We start from the raw sequence: 19316 nt of genomic DNA, 5'->3' as shown, positions 1-19316 counted from the left end.
GCCTACGTCCTTCCTGCGCCGAACACGGATCTGTTCGCACGTACTTCAGTGAGCCAATCGCCGTTCTCGAGGAGTCGAAGAACCGACCAGCCGTGGTCGAGAAACTCATCTTCGGCCGCTGCATCCCGTCCCGGACCGGCCGACATGTCGGCCGAGTCGATCAGGACCGCGGTGCCCGATCCTTCGCCGTAAAAGGCGAAGTCAGCCGATGCAGTGCCCACTGAAAAGTGCACGGCGTCGGGGAGGCGGAACTCGTTGGCCACCAGGAACTCCACGAATCGCCGTTCGGCTTCGGTTCGGCAGCGGGACAGCGCGGCAGCGGCAGCCGCATCCGCGCCGACGGTCTGTGTCTCGGGAGTGGTGCGCGCTGAGGCCAGCGCCAACAGTAGATCCCGGATGGCGTGGCGGTCGATCAGCTGGTGATCCGACTGGTTTCCGTACGACAGTAAGCAGTCGTAGCAGGCCTTTTCGCAGCGCTCCCGCGCGGTGTCGGCGTGGGCCAGATCGTCGCCCATCCGACTGAAGTGGGCGATCTCCAGTGCCCGCTGAGCCGCCCGCGCCAGTGCGTCGGGCTCCGCGTGCAGCCGCCGCAGGACCCCCGCGCCGCCTTCGGCGGACTCGGTGAACAGCATGCGGGCCCGTTCGGCAGGATCAGGGAGGGCTTCGCTGGACAGCTCGGAGTCCTCGAGCTGGAACTCGGCCTCCATACCGCGCTCCAGCGCGTAGCGCAGCGTGGTGGCGATCGTCTCGTCGACGCTCGCCGACAGTCGCACCACGGCGATGTTGCGGGTGTCCTCCACATAGGGGATCACCTTGGCCTTTGTGGGCGTTTCATCGGCTGCCGGCAGATCGTCGTCCTGCGGTGTGGCATCGGCGGCGGCCTTATCACTGAGCCAATGGCCTTTGACCGTGTCGAGCCAGTAGCCGAGCACGTTGGGATTCTTCCGTCGGCGACGCCCCAGATTGGTTACCCGAACCGTGGCGGTGTCGCCGTAGGTCAGTTCGGCGAGGGGACCGTCGTTGCCGACGACGGCGGCATTCACTCGACCGGATCGCGGGCCGTGCTGGCTGAACCGGAACGACGTCTCCATTTCGAACCCGGCCCGACGACGCTCCTCCTCGTCGGACGAGATGCGTTCGCGGCGACGGGTGAAGACGGTCTGCATGCGCATCAGCTGAGTGCGCGGTGGTGCCAGGCTCGCGCTGCAGTTCTCGCACACGTCCAGCCCTGCCTGCCGCTGATGGTGATAGCCGCACTCCTCACAGCGGCGCGCATCCTGCAAGTCCACAGTCCCGATACCACCGGCTGCCATCGGGATCTGCACTCGCTGGACCTCGTATCGGGCGCCCTCGTGGTAAATGAGCGAACCCGGGCCGAACTCGCTGATTGCGAGGAAGCGGGGACGCTGCAGGTAGTCGCCGCCGTCGCCGCGTCCGGCGGCCGATCGCACGCCGGGAATGTAGGCCGCCAACGGCAGCCGCGGGAAGCTGTACCCGGGTAGGAAACCTTCGGAGGCGAAGTATCGGTAGGTGTAGAAGTCCGAATGGCCGCGGTCGGAGTCTTCGTTTCGCAGCAGGCGGAGCTGCTGTTCGGCCTCACGACGCCGCGACTCGGCGGCCTTTCGGGCTTTGGGTAGCGCTGATGTGTCCAGGACGATCCGGTTCTGCTCATCCTGGTCGGCCATTGCTGCTTGATACAGGTCCCGCCACCGGTTGCATGCGGCGTCGAAGGAACGCGGTGCTGCGCCGATGACCGTGGCCGTCCACTGTTCGTGCCACCACGGCGTCCGCTCCAGGTCCTCGCGCAGCGGCAGAGTGATTTGCTCGGCACGAGCGATGGCTCGGGTGATCGCATCCGGATCGCCGATCGCCGTGGCGAGATCGGCGTTGATCGGCTTTCCTGGATCGCCGACGTCCAGTAGCTGCGGCATCCGCGACCGCAAGTCGGCGCCGGTCTCCGACAGCCACAGTGCGTGCAGATGCGAAGCGAGGAGGGCCTCGTTCGTCAGGTCCAGACGCGGCGCAGCCACTGAACCGGCGACCATGTCGCGCGACCGGCGGAAGTAATACTGATCATGGGAATTGCCGGTGGCGCAATAGGTGACGACCAGGGCCGGCTGCCCGGACCGGCCAGCCCGGCCGGATCGCTGCGCGTAGTTAGCCGGGGTCGGCGGCACATTGCGAAGACCGACGGCGTTGAGGCTGGCGATGTCGACGCCCAACTCCATGGTGGGGGAACAGAACATCAATGGCAGTGCGCCGGAACGGAATTCGTCCTCTCGCTCCTGTCGATCGTGCGACCCGACCTGGGCGGTGTGCTCGCGCGCCCGCAGGCCCGCGAGAGAGGCGGCGGTGGCCCGGTACAGGTTTTGGAAGAAGGGATTGATCCTCAATCCCTGGTCGGCGGCGGCCGTCCTACGCAGCGGATCCGGGGCACCGGCAAGACCGTTGCCGAGAGCCCAGATGACCGCGGAGGCTTTGAGCCGGTACGTGGGGCCGTCGGCCGGCGTGTTCGTGGTTTTGTTCAGAAGTCCGACGCGGGCGAGAACGTCGAGCAGATGCTCGATGATTTCTTGCGCGTCCGCGGTGTCGAGTGCGGTGCCGTCCAACCGGCGCAGACCGCTGCGGTCCTTGATATAGCGGCCCAGAGCGGAGCGGCCGGTGAAACGTACTTCCTGGCGGGGTCGGCCGGGAGAGCCGCTGCGGGTGGACACACTGGCCACGATGGGAGCGATGTCGCGGGAGGCGAGCGCCCACAACCCAGTCAGGTGCTGATCAGAGGATCGGCGGAGTCGCTCGTAGCCGTCGAGGGACAGGCATTCGACGTCGATGGCCAATTCCCGTCGGAACTCGTCGAGGACGATGCGACACAGATCTTCGCGCTCGCCGCTGGGCGCTGACGATAATGGGGCCGCGGTGGCACGCCACAAGTCGGAGTCGCCAGCGATCTCCGGTAGCGACTCGTAGTCGATGCGTAGGAGTCCGGTCTGTTCCAGGTTCGGCATGGTGACCCGCCAGCCGCGCTGCAGATCCGCATACAGGCGGTATTCGATGAACCCGGCGAAGGCGCGCTCGGCCGCCGCTCGTGCACCGTACTGGGCGTCGGGAGTTTGGGCATACGAGTCAAACGGGAGGCCCAGCGCTGCAACGGTCTGCTGCGCCACATCGTCGTGGCGCAGCGAACCGCACTGCGTCAGCGCGCGGTGCAGGGCTCCGCGCAATTGCACCACCTGGACGAAGTCATTGAAATGACCGGCCTGCAGGCTCGCGTCTTGGCGGTTGTCGACAAAGGTGAGGAGCTTGCGGGCGTCGGCGGGCAGGGCGTCGGCAGGCATTTGTTTCAGGGATCGGACGATGGACGCCGACAGGACCGAGACCGCTGAACTACGGCCCTCCGCGTCAAGCGTCGCGAGCTTGGCGAAGTCGCTCCCGCGCGCCTGCTCGTAGGAGATCTTGCAGCGCAGGCAAAAGCGGAAGGGCGACGGGACATACGTCATCGGGAGGCCGTCGTCAGTCTCGGCGCCGTCGAGACCGACGCGCACCGGTCGCGGCCGGTGCTTGCTGAGGCGGTCGACGATCTGACCGTCGGCGATCCACGAGTCCGGGTAACGGCCGTCGGCGATCGGATCGGCCGGCCACGGCTGGTCGGTGGACACATAGAGGTAGCCGTTGGCGTCGTCACCACCACTCGCATCCCGGTCGCGTCGCGGTCGGTAGCGCACGGTGTTGCGCTGTTCGGTGCGCGCCACCACCAGATACTCCTGGCCGCACTCGCGGCAGAAGGCCAACGGCATCAGCGCCTTGTGCGGCTCGCCGGGCACCACGACCTGGTATGTCGACGTGACGTGACGGATGTCCTCGGGCTCGATCGACACGTAGACGGTGTCGCCCTTGGACAGGAACTGGTGCAGTCGGAAGGCGAATAGCGGGCGCCCCGTGGTCGGATGAGGCTGCGCCGATCCCGCCATCAGCGTGGCCCGGATCGCGGTCTCGCATTCGTCCCGGGTTTGGCCAGTCAGGCCGGCGAGCCGGGCGGAGGCATCGTGCACGGTGACGGGTCGTCGACGGACGATCGCGCCAGTGGCATCGTCGATGGCCAGACCGAACTCGGACTCGATCCAGGTCACCAGTGGGGACGCGGCGAGCTGCTGATAGTCGCCGACAGCGCCACCGGCCAGGATCTCGCTGTTGAGGGTCGACTCGTCGGCCGAATCTCCGATCGTCGCCCGCGCCAACGTCTCACCGATCACCCGGTCTGGAGTCACCTCAGTGCCGAAAACCTGACTGGCAACCTGCGCAACGACTGATCGCTGATCGGCTGCGGTGCTGGCGCTGGCCATCGTCGCCGAGGTTCCGACGCACTGCAGATTCGGCGACTGACAAGCATCGCGGACCCTGCGGACCAGCATGGCGACGTCGGCGCCCTGACGCCCCCGGTAGGTGTGCAGTTCATCGAGAACGAGGAAGTGTAGCCCCTGGGCGGCTTGCACCAAGCGGCGCCGCTCCTCGGGCCGAGTGAGCACCAACTCGAGCATCACGTAGTTGGTGAGCAGGATGTCCGGCGGATTCCGGAGAGTGGCCTGCCGTTCCTCCGCGGACTCTTGACCCGTGTAGCGGGCGAAGGTCACCGGTTCGCCACCTTCGCCGAATCCGTAGCGCAGGAACTTCTCCAACTCGCCGACCTGACTGTTGGCGAGCGCATTCATCGGGTACACGATGATCGCCTTCACGCCGGGCGGCTTCGGATCCATCCGTAGGACGCGATCGACGATCGGGATGATGTACGCCAGCGACTTTCCCGAACCGGTGCCGGTGGTCAGCACATAGGACTGTCCCGTACCCGCGGCCTCGATCGCCTCGCGCTGGTGGCGGTGCAGCGTGATCGGTCGACCGCCCGCGTCGTCCGGGCCGGACTTCGGCCGGAAGATCCGTTCGCACTCGGGGTGCAGCAGACCCTCAGTGACGAGTTCGTCGATCGACCCGCCGGAGGCGAACACCGGGTTGAGGGAGAGCCACGGTTCCGGCCACTGTTCATTCGACTCGGCCAAGTCGTCGATGTGTTGGCGAATTGTCGGGTCGAGAACGTCGACCGACGACGACGTGAAGGAGCGATAATCGTCGATCATCTGACCGTGCACTCCGAAGACGTCCATGCTCCCCCCATCTAGGTCGTTCAATACCTGCTTCGACCGCAAGGCATTGCGACCAGCCTCACACTATCGGTGCATGCCGACACTACTTGGCGTCTTCTGCGCACATGCCCCAGGGGCCACACCCGAACCGGTGGCCGCGTGCTGCTACTCCTGCTGGTCAGAACTCTGTGTCGGCTCGGCCGCACCTTGGCTGACGTCGCCGAGGCCTACCGCAATGAAGTGGGGCAAATCCGAAGGGAAGGACGCGCCGCCGCGCCAGTGTTTTAGGTGCGCGGCAGCGCGTCGAGGAAGCCGGTCAGGCCGTCTTGGTCAAACTGCTGAACGGCACGGACGCGACGACAATGCCGAGCCCCGCGGCGAGCCACATCGGTGCGCCGATTGCGGCGGTGAGCAGGAACGTGGGCAGGCCGAGGATCGCGCCCCAAACGACGGCACCGACATACGCCATGCGGGGGAATGCTCCACACAGCGCGAGGATCGCTCCGACGGTGAGAACCGCCGGCCACAAGCCTGCCGTGAGCCAGACGACGAGCCCGAGCATGGAGAGGCCGCCCGCGGGGGCGACGGCGAACTTCGCAGCCGCTGCGACCAGAGGCAACAGAATCAGGGCCATGATGAAGGCGATGGGGATGAACATCGGAGTTCCTTTCGTTGGAGGTGGACGAGCGGAACTAGTGGAACACCGGGGTGTTTTTGGTTGCGGCACTTGTAAATGCGCTGGTCAAGCGATGGAGGGGTGTGCTGGCAACTGGTGAAACCAATCGGTGGCCGCAAGCAAGGGCGGACGCGCAGAGGAGTTGGCGTGCCCTCCCGTGCGACGAGCATGGGTTGCAGGCTGGCGGCAGCACGCCGATCTGAAGCGGTGCGGCAGTCTCAGCGCGGGGCTGGGTAAGAAGGCGACGGCGGGCAACAGCGGTTGAGCGTTCTTCGGGCTGACTCGGGGATCGAGGGCTTGCGCCGATAGACTGACTTCCGTGACGGAATCCTCGGCTGACCACCCGCGCCCTGTCCTCGTCGTCGACTTCGGTGCCCAGTACGCGCAGCTCATTGCGCGACGGGTGCGCGAGGCACGCATCTACTCGGAAGTGATCGCGCACGACGCGCCGCTTTCCGAGTTCTTGGCGAAGGACCCGGCGGCGATCATTCTGTCCGGCGGACCGTCGTCGGTCTACGCCGACGACGCGCCGTCGATCGACTCGCAGCTCTTCGACCAGGGCATTCCGGTGTTCGGTATCTGCTACGGCTTCCAGAAGATGACCGCCGAGCTGGGCGGCACCGTGGCCAAGACCGGCGTCAGCGAGTTCGGCCGCACCATGATGGACGTCGCCGGCGACGGCGGCGTGCTCCACCACGGCCTCACCGACACCCAGCCGGTGTGGATGAGCCACAACGACGCCGTGCAGTCGGCGCCGGAGGGCTTCACCGTGACGGCCTCGACGCCGGGTGCCCCGGTCGCCGCCTTCGAGTGCCTCGACCGTCGGATGGCCGGCGTGCAGTACCACCCGGAGGTGATGCACTCGCCGCACGGGCAGGAAGTGCTGACCCGATTCCTGTACGAAGTCGCCGGCCTGAAGCCGACGTGGACGGCGGCCAACATCGCCGAGTCGCTGATCGCCGACATCAAGGCCCAGGTGGGCGACGACGGTCTGGCCATCTGCGGCCTGTCCGGCGGCGTCGACTCCGCCGTTGCCGCAGCGCTGGTCCAGCGCGCCATCGGTGATCGCCTCACGTGCGTCTTCGTCGACCACGGCCTGCTTCGGGCGGGGGAGCGCGAGCAGGTGCAGACCGACTTCGTCGCCGCCACCGGCGCACGCCTGGTGACCGTCGAAGCCGAGGAGACCTTCCTCGGCCACCTCGCCGGCGTCTCCGACCCGGAGACCAAGCGCAAGATCATCGGCCGCGAGTTCATCCGGTCGTTCGAGGGCGCGGTCTCCGAAGTCCTCGGTGACAAGGCCGCAACCGGCCAGACGATCGACTTCCTGGTCCAGGGCACCCTGTACCCGGACGTCGTCGAATCCGGCGGCGGCAGCGGCACCGCGAACATCAAGAGCCACCACAACGTCGGCGGCCTGCCCGAAGACCTCGAGTTCTCGCTGGTCGAGCCGCTGCGACTGCTGTTCAAGGACGAAGTCCGCGCGGTCGGTCGCGAGCTGGGCCTGCCCGAGGAGATCGTCAACCGTCAGCCGTTCCCCGGCCCGGGCCTGGCGATCCGCATCGTCGGCGAAGTGACCGCCGACCGCCTGAGCCTGCTCCGCAAGGCGGATCTGATCGCCCGCGAGGAGCTGACCGCGGCCGGCCTCGACGGCCAGATCTGGCAGTGCCCGGTGGTCCTGTTGGCCGACGTTCGCAGCGTGGGCGTGCAGGGCGACGGCCGGACCTACGGTCACCCGATCGTGCTGCGCCCGGTCTCGTCGGAAGACGCGATGACCGCCGACTGGACGCGCGTGCCCTACGAGACGCTGGAGATCATCTCCACCCGCATCACCAACGAGGTGCCCGACGTGAACCGCGTGGTGCTCGACGTGACGAGCAAGCCGCCGGGCACCATCGAGTGGGAGTGAGCCGGGCGCCGCAAGGCGTTCCGGTGTCGATGTCCGCAGCGTGTGGCACGCTGCGGACATGAAAACGAGGTGGGCGATCGCGGCGCTGGCCGCGGCCGGACCTCAGGTCGGGGATCGCTGTATCGGCCGCACGGCGGTGGACGCCAATGGCGTCGCGATCATGTGCGACGACTACCAGTGGCGCGCGAACGTCGGCCAGACGCCGCAGCACAAGTGGGCCGATGAGCAGACCAAATGGGCCGAGTGCATCGCCGAGTACACGATCGAGCAGTGTCGCGAGATGCTGAATCCGTAGTCGTTCACGTTGCATGATGGGAAGGGACCACCCAACGCAGCGTCTGGCCCCGGCATGACCTGCCGCACGGAGGAGCGACCCATTGATCGGTCAGCCTACGAAACTTCCTGGCGGACACCAGATCTCGCGATCGAATCGGGCTCGTCGAGGAGTCGTCGCCGCGATCGCGTTGCTGCCGTTGGTGCAGACCGTGGTCGCAGCGCCGGCGAGCGCTGATCGGTCCCGCCCCGCCGCGTGCGTCCCGTTCGGCAGCGGGCAGGTTCCACCGGGGATTCCGTCGAGCGGTGATCGCCGCGGTTTCGAGACCTTCCCGCGGTACACCGGCACCGCAGCTCCCGCGCGTGTCGATCTGCGCACCGAACGAACCCAGTTCAACCGGTACTGGGAGTTCACGCTGCTGCCCGGCGGCAAGTTGCTGGCACGGCCGCGGTACGGCAAACAGTGGCGGGTGGTGCCGTTGCCGTCGTGCCTGCAGGGGCAGCTCACCGCGATCTCGCTCGACGACGACGAACTGGTCGCCATCGATAAGAATCGGTGGATCTACACCATGGATCCGGTGAATCAGTCACCGCTGCTGTGGAATTGGACGTCGAGCTGGGGCGCGATGCTCTGGACAGGGAAGGGGCAAACGCTCCCGGCGGACACCGTGCGGCCGAATGGCTGGGCGCTGTCGGTGACGTCGCCGTGGGACAACAAGGAGTACCTCGACATCGCCGGCCGCGTGCACCCGAGCGGCGGCGCCAAGATGACCATGATTCCGTACCTGTACGGCGACGGCAGCCGCATCGGCTACGCCGACCCGTGGCTCCCGAACGACCGTAGCTATGAGATCGGCAGCCCGCTCGACGGCCGGCTTCAGATGGTGGGGCTGTCGGCATCGGCGTCGACCATCTTCGTGACGAACCGCTACGGCGACATGTTCACGCGCACTTTCGATTTCGACTCCTCCGGCTCGGACTCGGTGTTCTTCCGCTACAGCTGGGACTCGCAGAACGGCAAGCCGTCGGCGAGTAGCCTGCCGCAGGAGCTGTTGGACCGCTCCACCGCGGCCGTCCAACTGCCCTCACCGGAATGGGAGTCGCAGCCGAAGATCCCCGGCGAGATCACGTCGGCGCTCACCGTCGTCTCGCCGGGCCCCGGTGCGGAGAACCGGGAACTACGGGTGGAAGGGCGCCGCGACGGCCGAACCGGGTTCTGGCACAAGCGACTTCACGCGCAGCAGTGGCAGTTCACCGAGACCGGAGGCGAACTGCAGGGCGCGCTGCTGGAGAACTCGTCGGTCGATCGTTCTGCTGAGACGCTGTCTGCGCCGACGCCCTGGAACCTGACTGGTTCGTTGCCGTCGCGCACGGCGTTGGTCGACGGCCAGACGCTGATCGACATCGGTCTGCCCTACAGCATCGTCGACCCGCGCATGCTGGATCAGATCGGGCTGAAGGCCGACCCGTCCGGCTACAAGCTGTCTGTGAAGAACTTCGATCCTGCGGTCACCACCCGGGAAGCGACGGTGATCACCCCGGGTGGCACCAGGATTCCGGTCCTGCTGCACACCGCGGACGGCATGCGGATGTCACCGTCGCAACCGGGCCTCACCGCGAAACCGCGGCACCTGGTCGGTGCCGTCCAACTGCCCGACGCCGTGTGGGCCAAGCGAAAGAGCGACCCGGCGATCAAGCGGTTCGTGAACGGCTGGATGCGCGGCAAGCGGATCGCCGCGATCACGCTCAGTGCTACCAAGAACGATCTGGTGATCCGCTGATCGGAGCCTGATACTCGATCGGTCCAGCTCGCGACGGCCGTTCGTTGTCAGAGGGGCGATGCACAATCACGCTATGACCGAGATCGAGATCGTGCGCGGCGACATCACCGCGATCGCCACCGACGCCGTGGTGAACGCGGCGAACTCGCGCATGCGGGGCGGCGGGGGAGTCGACGGAGCGATCCACCGTGTCGGCGGACCGCTGGTGCTGGAGGACTGCATACGGCGATTCCCCGACGGGCTGCCCGCCGGCCAGGCGGGTTACACGGCGGCCGGGAACCTGCCGGTCGACTGGGTGATCCACGCCGTCGGACCGAATTTCGCTGCGGGGCAACGGAATCGAGTCCTGCTGGAGTCGTGCTATCGGAACAGCCTGGCGGTGGCCGACGAACTCGGCGTGGAGTCGGTTGCGTTCCCGCTGATCTCGGCCGGCGCCTACGGCTGGCCGATGGAGGACGCGATCGCCGTCGCCATCGACACGATCGCCGCGACCGATACCCGGGTCGAATCGGTGGCAGTGGTGACGCCGGATCAACGGCTGGCCAAGCGACTGCGCTACTACCTGGGCACGTCGGTGCCGATTCGACTCCTGGAAGGCATCGAGGATCTGCACCGTCGTGGGTACGAGAACGTGCGCGCGTTGCCGTCGATCAGCCCGTCGGGCTTTCACTGGCGGCTGCAGATCGAGGTCGGCATGACCCGCGACCAGCCGGACGTCCGATTCGAAGTGCCGACGTCGCCGACCATCGTCTACAGCAACAGCGACGTCGAGCAGTTCGCCCGCGGTGTGGTGACCGCCGCGACGCCGCTGCGCGCGGTCGGCGATTTGATCCTTGCCGAGCTCAAGCTGACCGAGAAGAGCTCCGACCCGCGATACGCGGCGTGGTTCCGGCAACTCGTGGAGCTCAGTCGCTCCGGCGACCAGCTCCCGTGGGCGTTCGACGACTACGGTTGGCGTCGGGGAGGATGGTTCGGAAACGACAGACTGCCTGCGCCGCCGCCGGTCGATGCGGGTTCGGCACGTTCGGAGTGAGTGGGGAATCAATGAAGGCTTTCTTCAAGGAGCATTGGCGCATCGCCCTCGCGGTGTTCTGCACGATCGGCGTGTTCGTGATGCCTTTCACCGATGGGAACACCGCCGCCGATCGGGTCGGTGGGACGATCTTCTACTTCGTGGCGGCTGTCGTGTTCTGGTTCCTGTACATCCGACACCGTCGTCGGCCGGCGGCACCGCAGGTCAATCCGGCGCCTGCTTTCGCACCGGCGACGGGCTACTATCCGCCGCCACCGCGGATGTCGGCGACGGACGGGTGGGGCCAGTGCTTGGCGATCTGCTACGAGAAGATCCGCGTGTTCGACGAGGTCAGCGCGGCGACTCGGGCGGAGTCGGTCCGTGGCTGGTTGGGCGAGGTCTCTCGAGACCTCCACGCGCAGTTGACGTTCGCGGAGGACCTCGCGTCGCTCGGCCGCACGTTGGAGCCGGGCTTCACCGGGGCCGGCAGTCCGCAGACTCAGGCCGCGCAGGAGTCGTGGTCCCGGCTGCAGGTGTTCCGCGACGGGCTCGACGACGCGATCACCAGCGCTGCGCAGATCCGCTTGAATGCGTCGCAGCCGGTCACCGACTTCGCACTGATCCAGAGCCAGTTGGAGATGTTGAAGTCGCAGATCCCGACGCTGGACGTGCTGCGGTAGGTCGCCGGCTCAGGAGCCATGCATTGAGCAGAATTGTCGTACCCCGGCCGTAATCTCACCCCATGAGTGACGACTATTTCGATTCCCGCCAGTACGCATACCTGGTGCTGTCCGATCGGCCATCGAAGCCGCTCGACGCGGCCGAGACCGCGTACCTCTTCGGCTGCGACGTCGACGAACTGCGGGACGCACAGACCGAGCACCTGGAACAGTCCGAGGAGTGGACGACGGCCGCGTTCGACGCGGCGATCGAAGGCGACAAGGACCAGGCGGACGCCTGTCAGCACGAGGCCCGCGCGTGGGCATCGAATGCGAACCTCCTGCGGGACGCCGTGGAGCTGTGTGAGGCGCGGGCGCTGGCTCCCGTTGACTGGTCGCTCGCCGAACACGCCCGCTGCTACAGCGAAGCGTCAGCGCAACGATGGCACCAGTTCCACGTGGTGTGCGAACGGCTCGGCTTGGTCGTCGAGGAATCGGGCCAGTGTCGGGAGGAGTGTGGCCCCGACCGTTGCTGGGGCGACGACTGCGAGTGCGACGGGTGCGTGTTCGGCTGGACTCAATGCTCGGTCTGTGGCCAGGCGAGGGCGGCACGGCCGATCCATGGCTTGAACCTGTCGCCGGTGGAGAACGACGTCGAGGTGGTGGCGGCGAAGCAGTGCGAGCAGGACCGGCTCGACGAGTTCTACCGGGAGTTCGACGCGGCGGTTGCCGCGTGGCGGAGCGCGGTCGGACTCGTCTGACCTCGGTGCTGCCATGCAGGCTTGATGGGTCGACAACGGAGGTACCGTGGTGGATCCACGGTCGATCAGAGGCGTGCGATCTACCACTGTCCCGGGGGAAACGAAGGCGACAGACGGTGGCGGTTAGATGTGTCGGAGGCCACGGCTAGAGTGGTTTCGGACCTGGCGGCGTGCCAGTCTGCTGTGGAAGACGAGGAGTGCTGTGGGGTTTTGGCACACAGGGTATGAAGAGTTCCACGACTTCGTCGGCCCCGAGGACACGGGCGAACGGCCTCCGCCGAAGCCCCCGGCCTTCATCTGTGGGCAGTGTGGCCTCGAGTTTGCGAGCGATCGGGAGCTTCGCACTCATGAGTTCGTAGGTCACGCGACAAGACGCCCATCCCTGGTCTTCAAGGGCCGAGACTGTGGACGGGCGAGGCTCCTGATCTCCGCCCCGAGTTCGCCCTCCGACTGGTGCATGTCCGACGTTACGGAGGTGAGAATCAATGGGCGGACGACTACGTCCGAAGGGGCGAAAGAATACCTTGCCGATGCACGAAGCGGAGTCCAGGCGCTTACCCTCGTCAACGGATCACTCCATAGAACGGTTGAGTTCGACTTCTCGCTGGCTGCCGACGAGGACCTCGCGGTGGTCGATCATGCGCTTGACCAGCTGATTTTCGGCGGTGAGCTGAGTTGGGCCTCGGTCGAGGAGTTCATCACGCGGGCCAGTCGGGGAGGGACCGCTAACCGCTACCGCGAGGGTCTCGCAATGTATCTGTACGCCGTCCTCGATCGCGAAGACGCTGAGCGAAATGGAAGCGGCCCGAGCGATCAGAGGAGCATTCTGAGGTTTGAGGAGAAATGCAACAGGGCAGTGCATGCTCTCGGTGACTTTGATCGGGCCCCGGCCGAAGCAATCTGCGGACTCGTCGCCCTGCACTACAATCAATTCGACCTCGCACTTCGGAAAACGAATAGCCCCAGAGTTTCCGACGTCGCCGCTCGGTTTTCCGCAATCCTTTCCGGTGAGAACGATTTCGATCGAAACAGTTTGGCGGACCGTGCGCACGGAACCCTTGATTCGGCCCTCAGTGATCGAACCACCGAAGAGCTGATGCGCTTCTATACCTTGCCTATTGACGGTTCTGATCTGTCATCAATTAGGGTGGGAGTATCGAGGTCAGATGATCTTCGTCCCTACGATCAACTCAAGGTCAGGCTTCTGGCGTGTGAGGCGCTCCTGGCCGGCGGGAACGTTCGCGAGGCGCAAAAGGTCGCCGAGTTGCTGCAGCATTCGAATCAGACTGACGCGTGGAATAAGGCGTTCCTCGCGCGTATTCAAGAGGTGGAACGGTGAACACGGGAGCAGAAAATACTGAGATCGCGGGCGATGGCGTCGATTCTGTCGCAGGCCTTCCTAAAGTAAAGGCCAAGAAGAAGGCCACAAAGGCTGCGCGGATCACGTCAATCGACGATCTGATCGTACAAGTCTATAAATCGAGTGGTACTGCCACGGTTGCGCCAGGTGACATCTTGGCGGTGCTGCCGGTCGACGACGAAGATCTCGAGCGACAGCGTGCCCTCGTCGTGGAGCACGCGCGCGAGGATTTGACCCTTGCTGCTCCGTGCAAGATCCTCACCTTCGTTGCGTCCCGTGGAGTGGACCTTAACCGGCCAACCGCGCAGCCAGGGGTAGCTCGGGTTCTTAATCGCCTTGTTGAACTGGCCATCGTTGGAATGTGTCAGAGTCGAATTTTTCGCGTTCACGAAGCTTCCTTGGTGGACCCGCTTAGCGCTTCCCAGCCGGCGCCGATATTGGTTCGCGAGGCAGTTCAGGAATGGTTTAAGGATGGCCGGGCGGAAATGCGTGACGGCGGCAAAGGGCTTGGCGATGGGCCCTTCACGGCTGCGAATAGGGCGCGCCTTGAGAAGAATGCTGTGTATGCGCTGGGGCTGTTGCGCGTCGTCCAGGGTGCGTGGAACCTCGACCGATTCATCGATGAGTTGAACCGTGCTGTATGGGTAACGGCGGTTCCGTCCGCGATCAGGGTTGAACGGCAGGCAAGCACGATCGTCGAATCTGGCAGGCTCGATTCACTCGGACTGGTCGCTGCGAACTACTCCTCCAGAATGGCGCAGTACGCCAGCGAAGTTGACCGACTTGAGAATGTGGTTAATGCCAGTTCATCCCGGGAAGCGGTTCTGGTCGGCCAGATTGAAGTGGGCAACGAAAGGGAACGATCCCTCGTTGAGGAGAGCGATGTTTTGCGGTCAGAGGTGCAGCGCCTCGAAGCTGCACTGGCGGCTGAGCGTGAAAGTAGAATAGTGAGTCAGAGCCATCTGATTGACGACTATGAGCTGCTGCGGACCAGGGTCATAGGGCGATTGACTGAAGAAGTTTCATTGTTGACTACTGGACTTGAAGCACTGCGCGACGGAGTTCCTTCAGTGACCGAAGAATACCTGGATCGCTCGTTGCGGGGCCTGGGTAGAGAGCTTGAGCAACTCAGAATTACGAAAGGCGGTGGTGCATTGTGACCGTAGTCGGATTCGACTTCGGAACGACCAACAGCCTGGTATCGGTCGTGGTAGGTGGGCGTGTTATCGATGTGACGAACGGAGAAGATGGGGGCCGGCCTTATCCATCGGTCGTCAAGTATGAGGGTGAACGAGTCGTCGTTGGCCGCGAGGCACAGGCGTCGCTGGACGCAGTTGGAATTGGGATTCATGGAGATGTCGTCAAGTCCCCCAAGTTTCTCTTAGGGCAGGAAGTTGTTTCTGTTGGAGGCGTTGATCGGAGTCCGGTCGACATTGTTTCTCACGTTGTCAAGCACGTCCGCGCTGAGTCGCTACGGAGTGCCCGCAAGGAAGATCTGGGCAATTTAGACCAGGCCGTGGTGACGATCCCTGTGACAATGGATGGGGAGCGTCGAGCGGCACTTCGGGAGGCATTCGCGAGTGCTGGGATTTCTATCACCCAATTTGTGCACGAGCCGCTGGCCGCGCTTTACGGATTCATTCGTAGTGCACCTGACTCCGCGGAGATGGCCCGGCGCTTGGCGAAGCGAAACGTGTTGGTCGTGGACTGGGGTGGCGGCACACTCGATCTGACATTGTGTCGGATTGATGAGTCGGAGATTCGTCAGCTGCGAAACGGTGGATCCGACAGTATTGGTGGCGATGAGTTCGACAAAGTGATTCGCGACGAGGTTGTTGCCAGATTCCGCGCACAGAGCGAGATTGCGTCGTCTGACGCGGCGATCCGTGAGGCGGAGCTGAGGCTCCTTCAGGATGCGGAAATGCACAAAGTCGAGTTGTCCGGTGAAATCGAAAAGGCTACCTTCTATAGGGGTGGATACTTCGAATCTGGCAGCGCTCTCCATTACTCGCTGTCCCGGCAAGAGCTCGATGAATTTACCCGGCCGCTTATTTCGGCTGGTATTCGCGAGATCGAATCTCTTCTGGACAGTCTTTCGATGGCGGTTGGGCAGGTCTCGATGTGTATTGTCGTCGGGGGTATGGCGGCTATGCCTGCCATTCGCGCGAGACTGCATGCAATGTTCGGACCTGACCGGGTTAGGGTGCCGGCGAATAGTGCAACCCTGATCTCGCAGGGCGCGGCATGGATTGCGAAGGACCAGCAGAGGTTGAGACTGGCCAAGCCGATCGAGCTCGAGCTGGCGAGGGGCTCCCGGATACCGTTGCTTGCCGCGGGTACAGAGATGCCGCTTGGTGGTAGCAGTAGTACCGAAGTGCTCCACTTGTACTGCGCCGACCCTACCGACGGCGTGGCAAAATTTCCGGTCGTTACCCCTACCGCACTCTCCCCGAAGCCGAGGGCCAGTGAACCGCGCACGGCTTTGGGTATGTTGGCGGTCGACGTGGACGTCACCGCTCCGCCGTTGCATGAGCGGCTTGCCCTCAAAGTCGAACTTGATGACGACCTGGTGCTATCTCTGGAGGCGTCGTCAAGCCGGACCGGCGATCGGGCCAGTGATTCGTACTTCGATCTGGAGTTCGGTCTCGAGCTACCGAGTACTGGCCTGGATGAGGCGCTCTCGGATCCGGAGCAACAGGACGTTCGGGCGGCGGAAGTTCCGACCGGTCTGGTGATTCGTGCGAACCTTACGGACGACAAGAAGGATCAGGCTGCTGTGCCGGGAGATGTGCTGTATGAGCACAATTCTGCGGCGTTCGCTCGCCATGCTCGCCCGGGAGTCACGGAAGATCAGCTCACCGAGCATCTCTACTACCAGCCTTGTGCAGTGTGCAAGCGGCCTTGGGGAGCTCCAGAATGTCGCTGCGGCTCGTGACTTCGTGACGAGAGATACCGCCTGTGCACTGGTCGAAGTCGAGCAATACCTCATAGATCTACGAGCCCATCAGGCTGCCCGGGACTTCCGGCTAGGGCCTGAGTAGGAGGAGTTCGCCGTCGTCGAGGGGGATCTCGACGACGGTGGCTTCCGCGAAGCCAGCGATAACGGCCGCAGTCGTTCGGAGGTCAGGGGCTAGTTTGGTCCGTGCGGGCAGCTCTCGCATGCTGCTGAGCGGTTGTCGCGTCTGGATCAGACGCGTCTGGAACAAGCGCTTTCGCCAGGGTGTGTCCCCCTGACCGCTCCGCGTCCAATACCTGCCGCCAGAGGTCGATGTTGCGCTTCTTTTTACGGAACTTTCCGGTGCGAAGATTATCCAAATTCTCATTGATATCGCGCACGATATTGCTGTCGCTGCATCCGACCGTTACCGAGCATGGCCTCTTCAGTCGAGTCAGTGCAGTTGCCAGGGCCAGTAGGTACATCCGCGCTGGGGTGCCTCCCGCCGGATCGGCACCAACATCGAGCAGCTTGTGGTGCTCACCCGATCGCCCATACGCTGCCCAGCCGCTTCGCTCTACCTCGATGCCGGTCTGGATCGGTGCCGACGCGGCGATGTAGATGGTGACCTGGGGTAGGCCGCTCACGCGTGCCGATTCATTGGAAGGTGGGGCCGGTGATGAAGGCATCTTTGGCATAGTGTGTCTTCCTCGCTCTTGCATTCGGACGGCAGAAATCAACAGTGTTGCTGTGTGTGGATTCCGCCTAGCAAAGAGAAAGAGTGTGGTTCTGTGCCAAGCCCCTCGTCACGGTATCCGAGTCGCGAAGCCGGGGTGGGGCTTATCGGATAATCGTCTCTAGCTGGGCCGAACCGGAGTTGGCCGGGATCTCGGGTTTCGGACTGCTCGTCGACGAGCCGCTAGCTCAGCAGGCTGCCCGGGACTTCCTGCCAGGGGGTGAGCTCAAGGAGGAGTTCGCCCTCGTCGAGGGGGATCTCGACGACGGTGGCTTCCGCGAAGCCGGCAGTGACCGCGTCGCAGAAGTTGTAGAGCTCTTCGCCGCGGGGGAGCTGCAGGCCGAGGTGGTGGAACATCATCTCGATGCCGTCGCCCATGAAGACGGGGCCGTCCTGGTCGTGGGAGTCGAGGTAGGTGTCGTGCGCGTAGCGGACGATCTTGCCGTCGTCGGATGCGTACCGGACGCGGGCGGCGACGTCGAACCAGCCCATCATGCGCGGCACTGGGCAAATGGCGTCAGAGGTCTTCATGGTTTCCATGCCGCGCAGGGTAGCGGCGGGATACGACAGGATCGTCGCCGTCGATCAGTTCGACGGACGACGCAGACCGCTCGCGATGAGCACCACGCCGGCCACGACGCCGACGCCGATCAGCACCCACGGCAGGATCGTCAGGTCGGGCAGGTCGGGGCCTCCGGCGACACCCCACGCGCCGACAGCGATCGCGAGGAGACCGGCGACCGCCAGCCACGGGCTGCGGCGGAGTTCGGGTGCGGTCTGCGGGTCGGAGTTCTGCAGGTCGTCGTTCATCGCTTCATCTCCACATTGCCGATGCCCACGTGGGCGTTGATGGTGAGGATCGGGCCGTCGTCTTTGCCGCCGACGACGCCGGTCGGGCAGGCGAAGTCGCCGACGGTGACGCTGCACTCCGGGCGGACGCGGACGTCGTCGGGCAGCCAGACGACGATCTCGCCGATGCCTTGCTCCAGGCTGATCGACCGGTCGGCGTCGAGTGCGGGCAGCTGACGCAAGTCCAGGACGGTGGAGCCGACGGTCAGTTCGTAGTGGTCGCGCAGTTGGGACTGCTCGGTGACGGGCCAATTGCGTTCGCCGATACCGCCTTTGGGTGGATTCCAGCCGGAAGCGTCGACCAGTGCTGAGACGATCACGACGGCTGCGGTCAGGGCGCCGAGCGAGACCAAGCCGGAACTCGACGCTCCCTCGGGGCGGCGCTGCAGGGCGGAGATGAGGAGTCCTCCGCCGATTACCAGCAGGGCGAGGGAGGCGATCCGGCTGACGGTGAACCAGTCCATGCCGGCCGTGTGCGCGGCGGTGCCGCCGGCGACCACGAGCAGAGCCAGGCCCAGCGTGATCGGGGTGACAGGAGAGCGCGGGACGTCGGGCTTGGGGGCCGGCGGTGCGGGCGGGGGTGCGGGGAGATCCCACGCGAAGGGGGCTGCTCCGAGCGGGTCCCAGGCGGGTGGGGTGGGTGGGGCTTCGGGGACCGTCGTCGTGGTGGTTGAGGACCCTTCGACAGGCTCAGGGACCGGGACCTGCTCAGCGATCGGGGATGTCGGGCCCGTAGAGGTGGGGACAGGCCCAGGGAACGGAAGCGAGGCCCCTTCGACAGGCTCAGGGATCGGGGCGGGCTCAGGGGGTGTGGTGGCGGAGGTGCCGGGGGGTGGGGTGGGGGTGCGTTGGTACAGGAGCCACCAGCCGAACAGGAGGAGGCCGGTGCTGAGAATGCCGCTGCCGCTCCAGTTGTCGCCGCCGAAGATCGCCGAGAGCACCACGGCGAGGATGACGAGGGGGATCAGCGAGCCCCAGCGGAAGTGGCCGTGGTGCTGGTCGGCGGGACTCTCCGCGCGAGGCGTGCGGTCGGCGGGGAGCACGAAGCAGGCGATCACGTACAGCAGAATCCCGGCGCCGCCGAAGATCGTGGCCACGACGAGCGCGACGCGCACCAACGTCGGATCCACGTTGTACCGCGCACCGAAACCCGAACAGACGCCGGCCACCTTGTGGCCTTGTCGACGTCGAACGGGACGGGTGGCCCAGAGGTCGGAGAGCGTCGTTGCGTCCATG

Annotated in this window: 15 protein-coding genes; 9 read left to right on the top strand and 6 right to left on the bottom strand. The window is 65.0% G+C overall.

Annotated elements, in window-relative coordinates:
- Nucleotides 1-2 precede the first annotated feature (2 nt).
- Nucleotides 3-5153: a DEAD/DEAH box helicase family protein gene (locus tag ACFFJD_RS13135; protein ID WP_382364839.1), complete on the bottom strand. Its 5151-nt coding sequence runs from the start codon at nucleotides 5151-5153 to the stop codon at nucleotides 3-5.
- A gap of 295 nt (nucleotides 5154-5448) precedes the next feature.
- Nucleotides 5449-5790 carry a hypothetical protein gene (locus ACFFJD_RS13130; RefSeq protein WP_246994752.1) on the bottom strand — a complete coding sequence of 114 codons (342 nt, stop codon included), beginning with the start codon at nucleotides 5788-5790 and terminating at the stop codon, nucleotides 5449-5451.
- Nucleotides 5791-6127: 337 nt separating this feature from the next.
- On the opposite strand from ACFFJD_RS13130, the gene guaA reads away from it, so the two are divergent.
- From guaA to ACFFJD_RS13085, 9 genes are all read left to right on the top strand, one after another.
- Entirely contained in the window at nucleotides 6128-7714 is a 1587-nt protein-coding gene (gene guaA / locus ACFFJD_RS13125) for a glutamine-hydrolyzing GMP synthase (RefSeq protein ID WP_382364836.1), read from the top strand.
- A 58-nt stretch (nucleotides 7715-7772) separates the two neighbouring features.
- Nucleotides 7773-8009: a hypothetical protein gene (locus ACFFJD_RS13120; protein ID WP_382364834.1), complete on the top strand. Its 237-nt coding sequence runs from the start codon at nucleotides 7773-7775 to the stop codon at nucleotides 8007-8009.
- Nucleotides 8010-8190: 181 nt separating this feature from the next.
- Nucleotides 8191-9768 carry a hypothetical protein gene (locus ACFFJD_RS13115; RefSeq protein ID WP_382364865.1) on the top strand — a complete coding sequence of 526 codons (1578 nt, stop codon included), beginning with the start codon at nucleotides 8191-8193 and terminating at the stop codon, nucleotides 9766-9768.
- A gap of 73 nt (nucleotides 9769-9841) precedes the next feature.
- Nucleotides 9842-10801, top strand: a complete 960-nt coding sequence (locus ACFFJD_RS13110) for a macro domain-containing protein (protein WP_345314402.1) — start codon at nucleotides 9842-9844, stop codon at nucleotides 10799-10801.
- 11 nt (nucleotides 10802-10812) lie between these two features.
- Nucleotides 10813-11460 carry a hypothetical protein gene (locus ACFFJD_RS13105; RefSeq protein WP_345314401.1) on the top strand — a complete coding sequence of 216 codons (648 nt, stop codon included), beginning with the start codon at nucleotides 10813-10815 and terminating at the stop codon, nucleotides 11458-11460.
- Nucleotides 11461-11522: 62 nt separating this feature from the next.
- Entirely contained in the window at nucleotides 11523-12200 is a 678-nt protein-coding gene (locus tag ACFFJD_RS13100) for a hypothetical protein (protein ID WP_382364832.1), read from the top strand.
- A gap of 457 nt (nucleotides 12201-12657) precedes the next feature.
- Nucleotides 12658-13539 carry a hypothetical protein gene (locus ACFFJD_RS13095; protein WP_345314399.1) on the top strand — a complete coding sequence of 294 codons (882 nt, stop codon included), beginning with the start codon at nucleotides 12658-12660 and terminating at the stop codon, nucleotides 13537-13539.
- Nucleotides 13536-14720 (top strand): coiled-coil domain-containing protein, encoded by a 1185-nt coding sequence (locus tag ACFFJD_RS13090; protein WP_345314398.1) that lies wholly within the window; start codon nucleotides 13536-13538, stop codon nucleotides 14718-14720. Before ACFFJD_RS13095 ends, ACFFJD_RS13090 begins: the two co-directional genes overlap by 4 nt.
- Nucleotides 14717-16495: an Hsp70 family protein gene (locus tag ACFFJD_RS13085; protein WP_345314397.1), complete on the top strand. Its 1779-nt coding sequence runs from the start codon at nucleotides 14717-14719 to the stop codon at nucleotides 16493-16495. The genes ACFFJD_RS13090 and ACFFJD_RS13085 overlap by 4 nt, the downstream gene beginning before the upstream one ends.
- 188 nt (nucleotides 16496-16683) lie before the next feature.
- On the opposite strand, the gene ACFFJD_RS13080 is transcribed toward ACFFJD_RS13085, so the two are convergent.
- From ACFFJD_RS13080 to ACFFJD_RS13065, 4 genes are all read right to left on the bottom strand, one after another.
- Nucleotides 16684-17184, bottom strand: coding sequence for a ribonuclease H family protein (locus ACFFJD_RS13080; RefSeq protein ID WP_382364829.1), 501 nt, complete (start codon nucleotides 17182-17184; stop codon nucleotides 16684-16686).
- Nucleotides 17185-17414: 230 nt separating this feature from the next.
- Nucleotides 17415-17771 carry a hypothetical protein gene (locus ACFFJD_RS13075; protein ID WP_382364827.1) on the bottom strand — a complete coding sequence of 119 codons (357 nt, stop codon included), beginning with the start codon at nucleotides 17769-17771 and terminating at the stop codon, nucleotides 17415-17417.
- Nucleotides 17772-17816: 45 nt separating this feature from the next.
- The gene (locus ACFFJD_RS13070; RefSeq protein ID WP_345313302.1) at nucleotides 17817-18041 is read right to left on the bottom strand and encodes a hypothetical protein; all 225 of its coding nucleotides are present in this window, start codon (nucleotides 18039-18041) and stop codon (nucleotides 17817-17819) included.
- Nucleotides 18038-19315, bottom strand: coding sequence for a PspC domain-containing protein (locus ACFFJD_RS13065; protein WP_382364825.1), 1278 nt, complete (start codon nucleotides 19313-19315; stop codon nucleotides 18038-18040). Before ACFFJD_RS13065 ends, ACFFJD_RS13070 begins: the two co-directional genes overlap by 4 nt.
- Nucleotide 19316 lies beyond the last annotated feature (1 nt).

This window comes from Gordonia phosphorivorans (assembly GCF_042432625.1).
Classification (GTDB): domain Bacteria; phylum Actinomycetota; class Actinomycetes; order Mycobacteriales; family Mycobacteriaceae; genus Gordonia; species Gordonia phosphorivorans.
The sequence above is the reverse complement of the archived record's forward strand: the minus strand, read 5'-3'. Positions and strand labels throughout refer to the sequence as shown.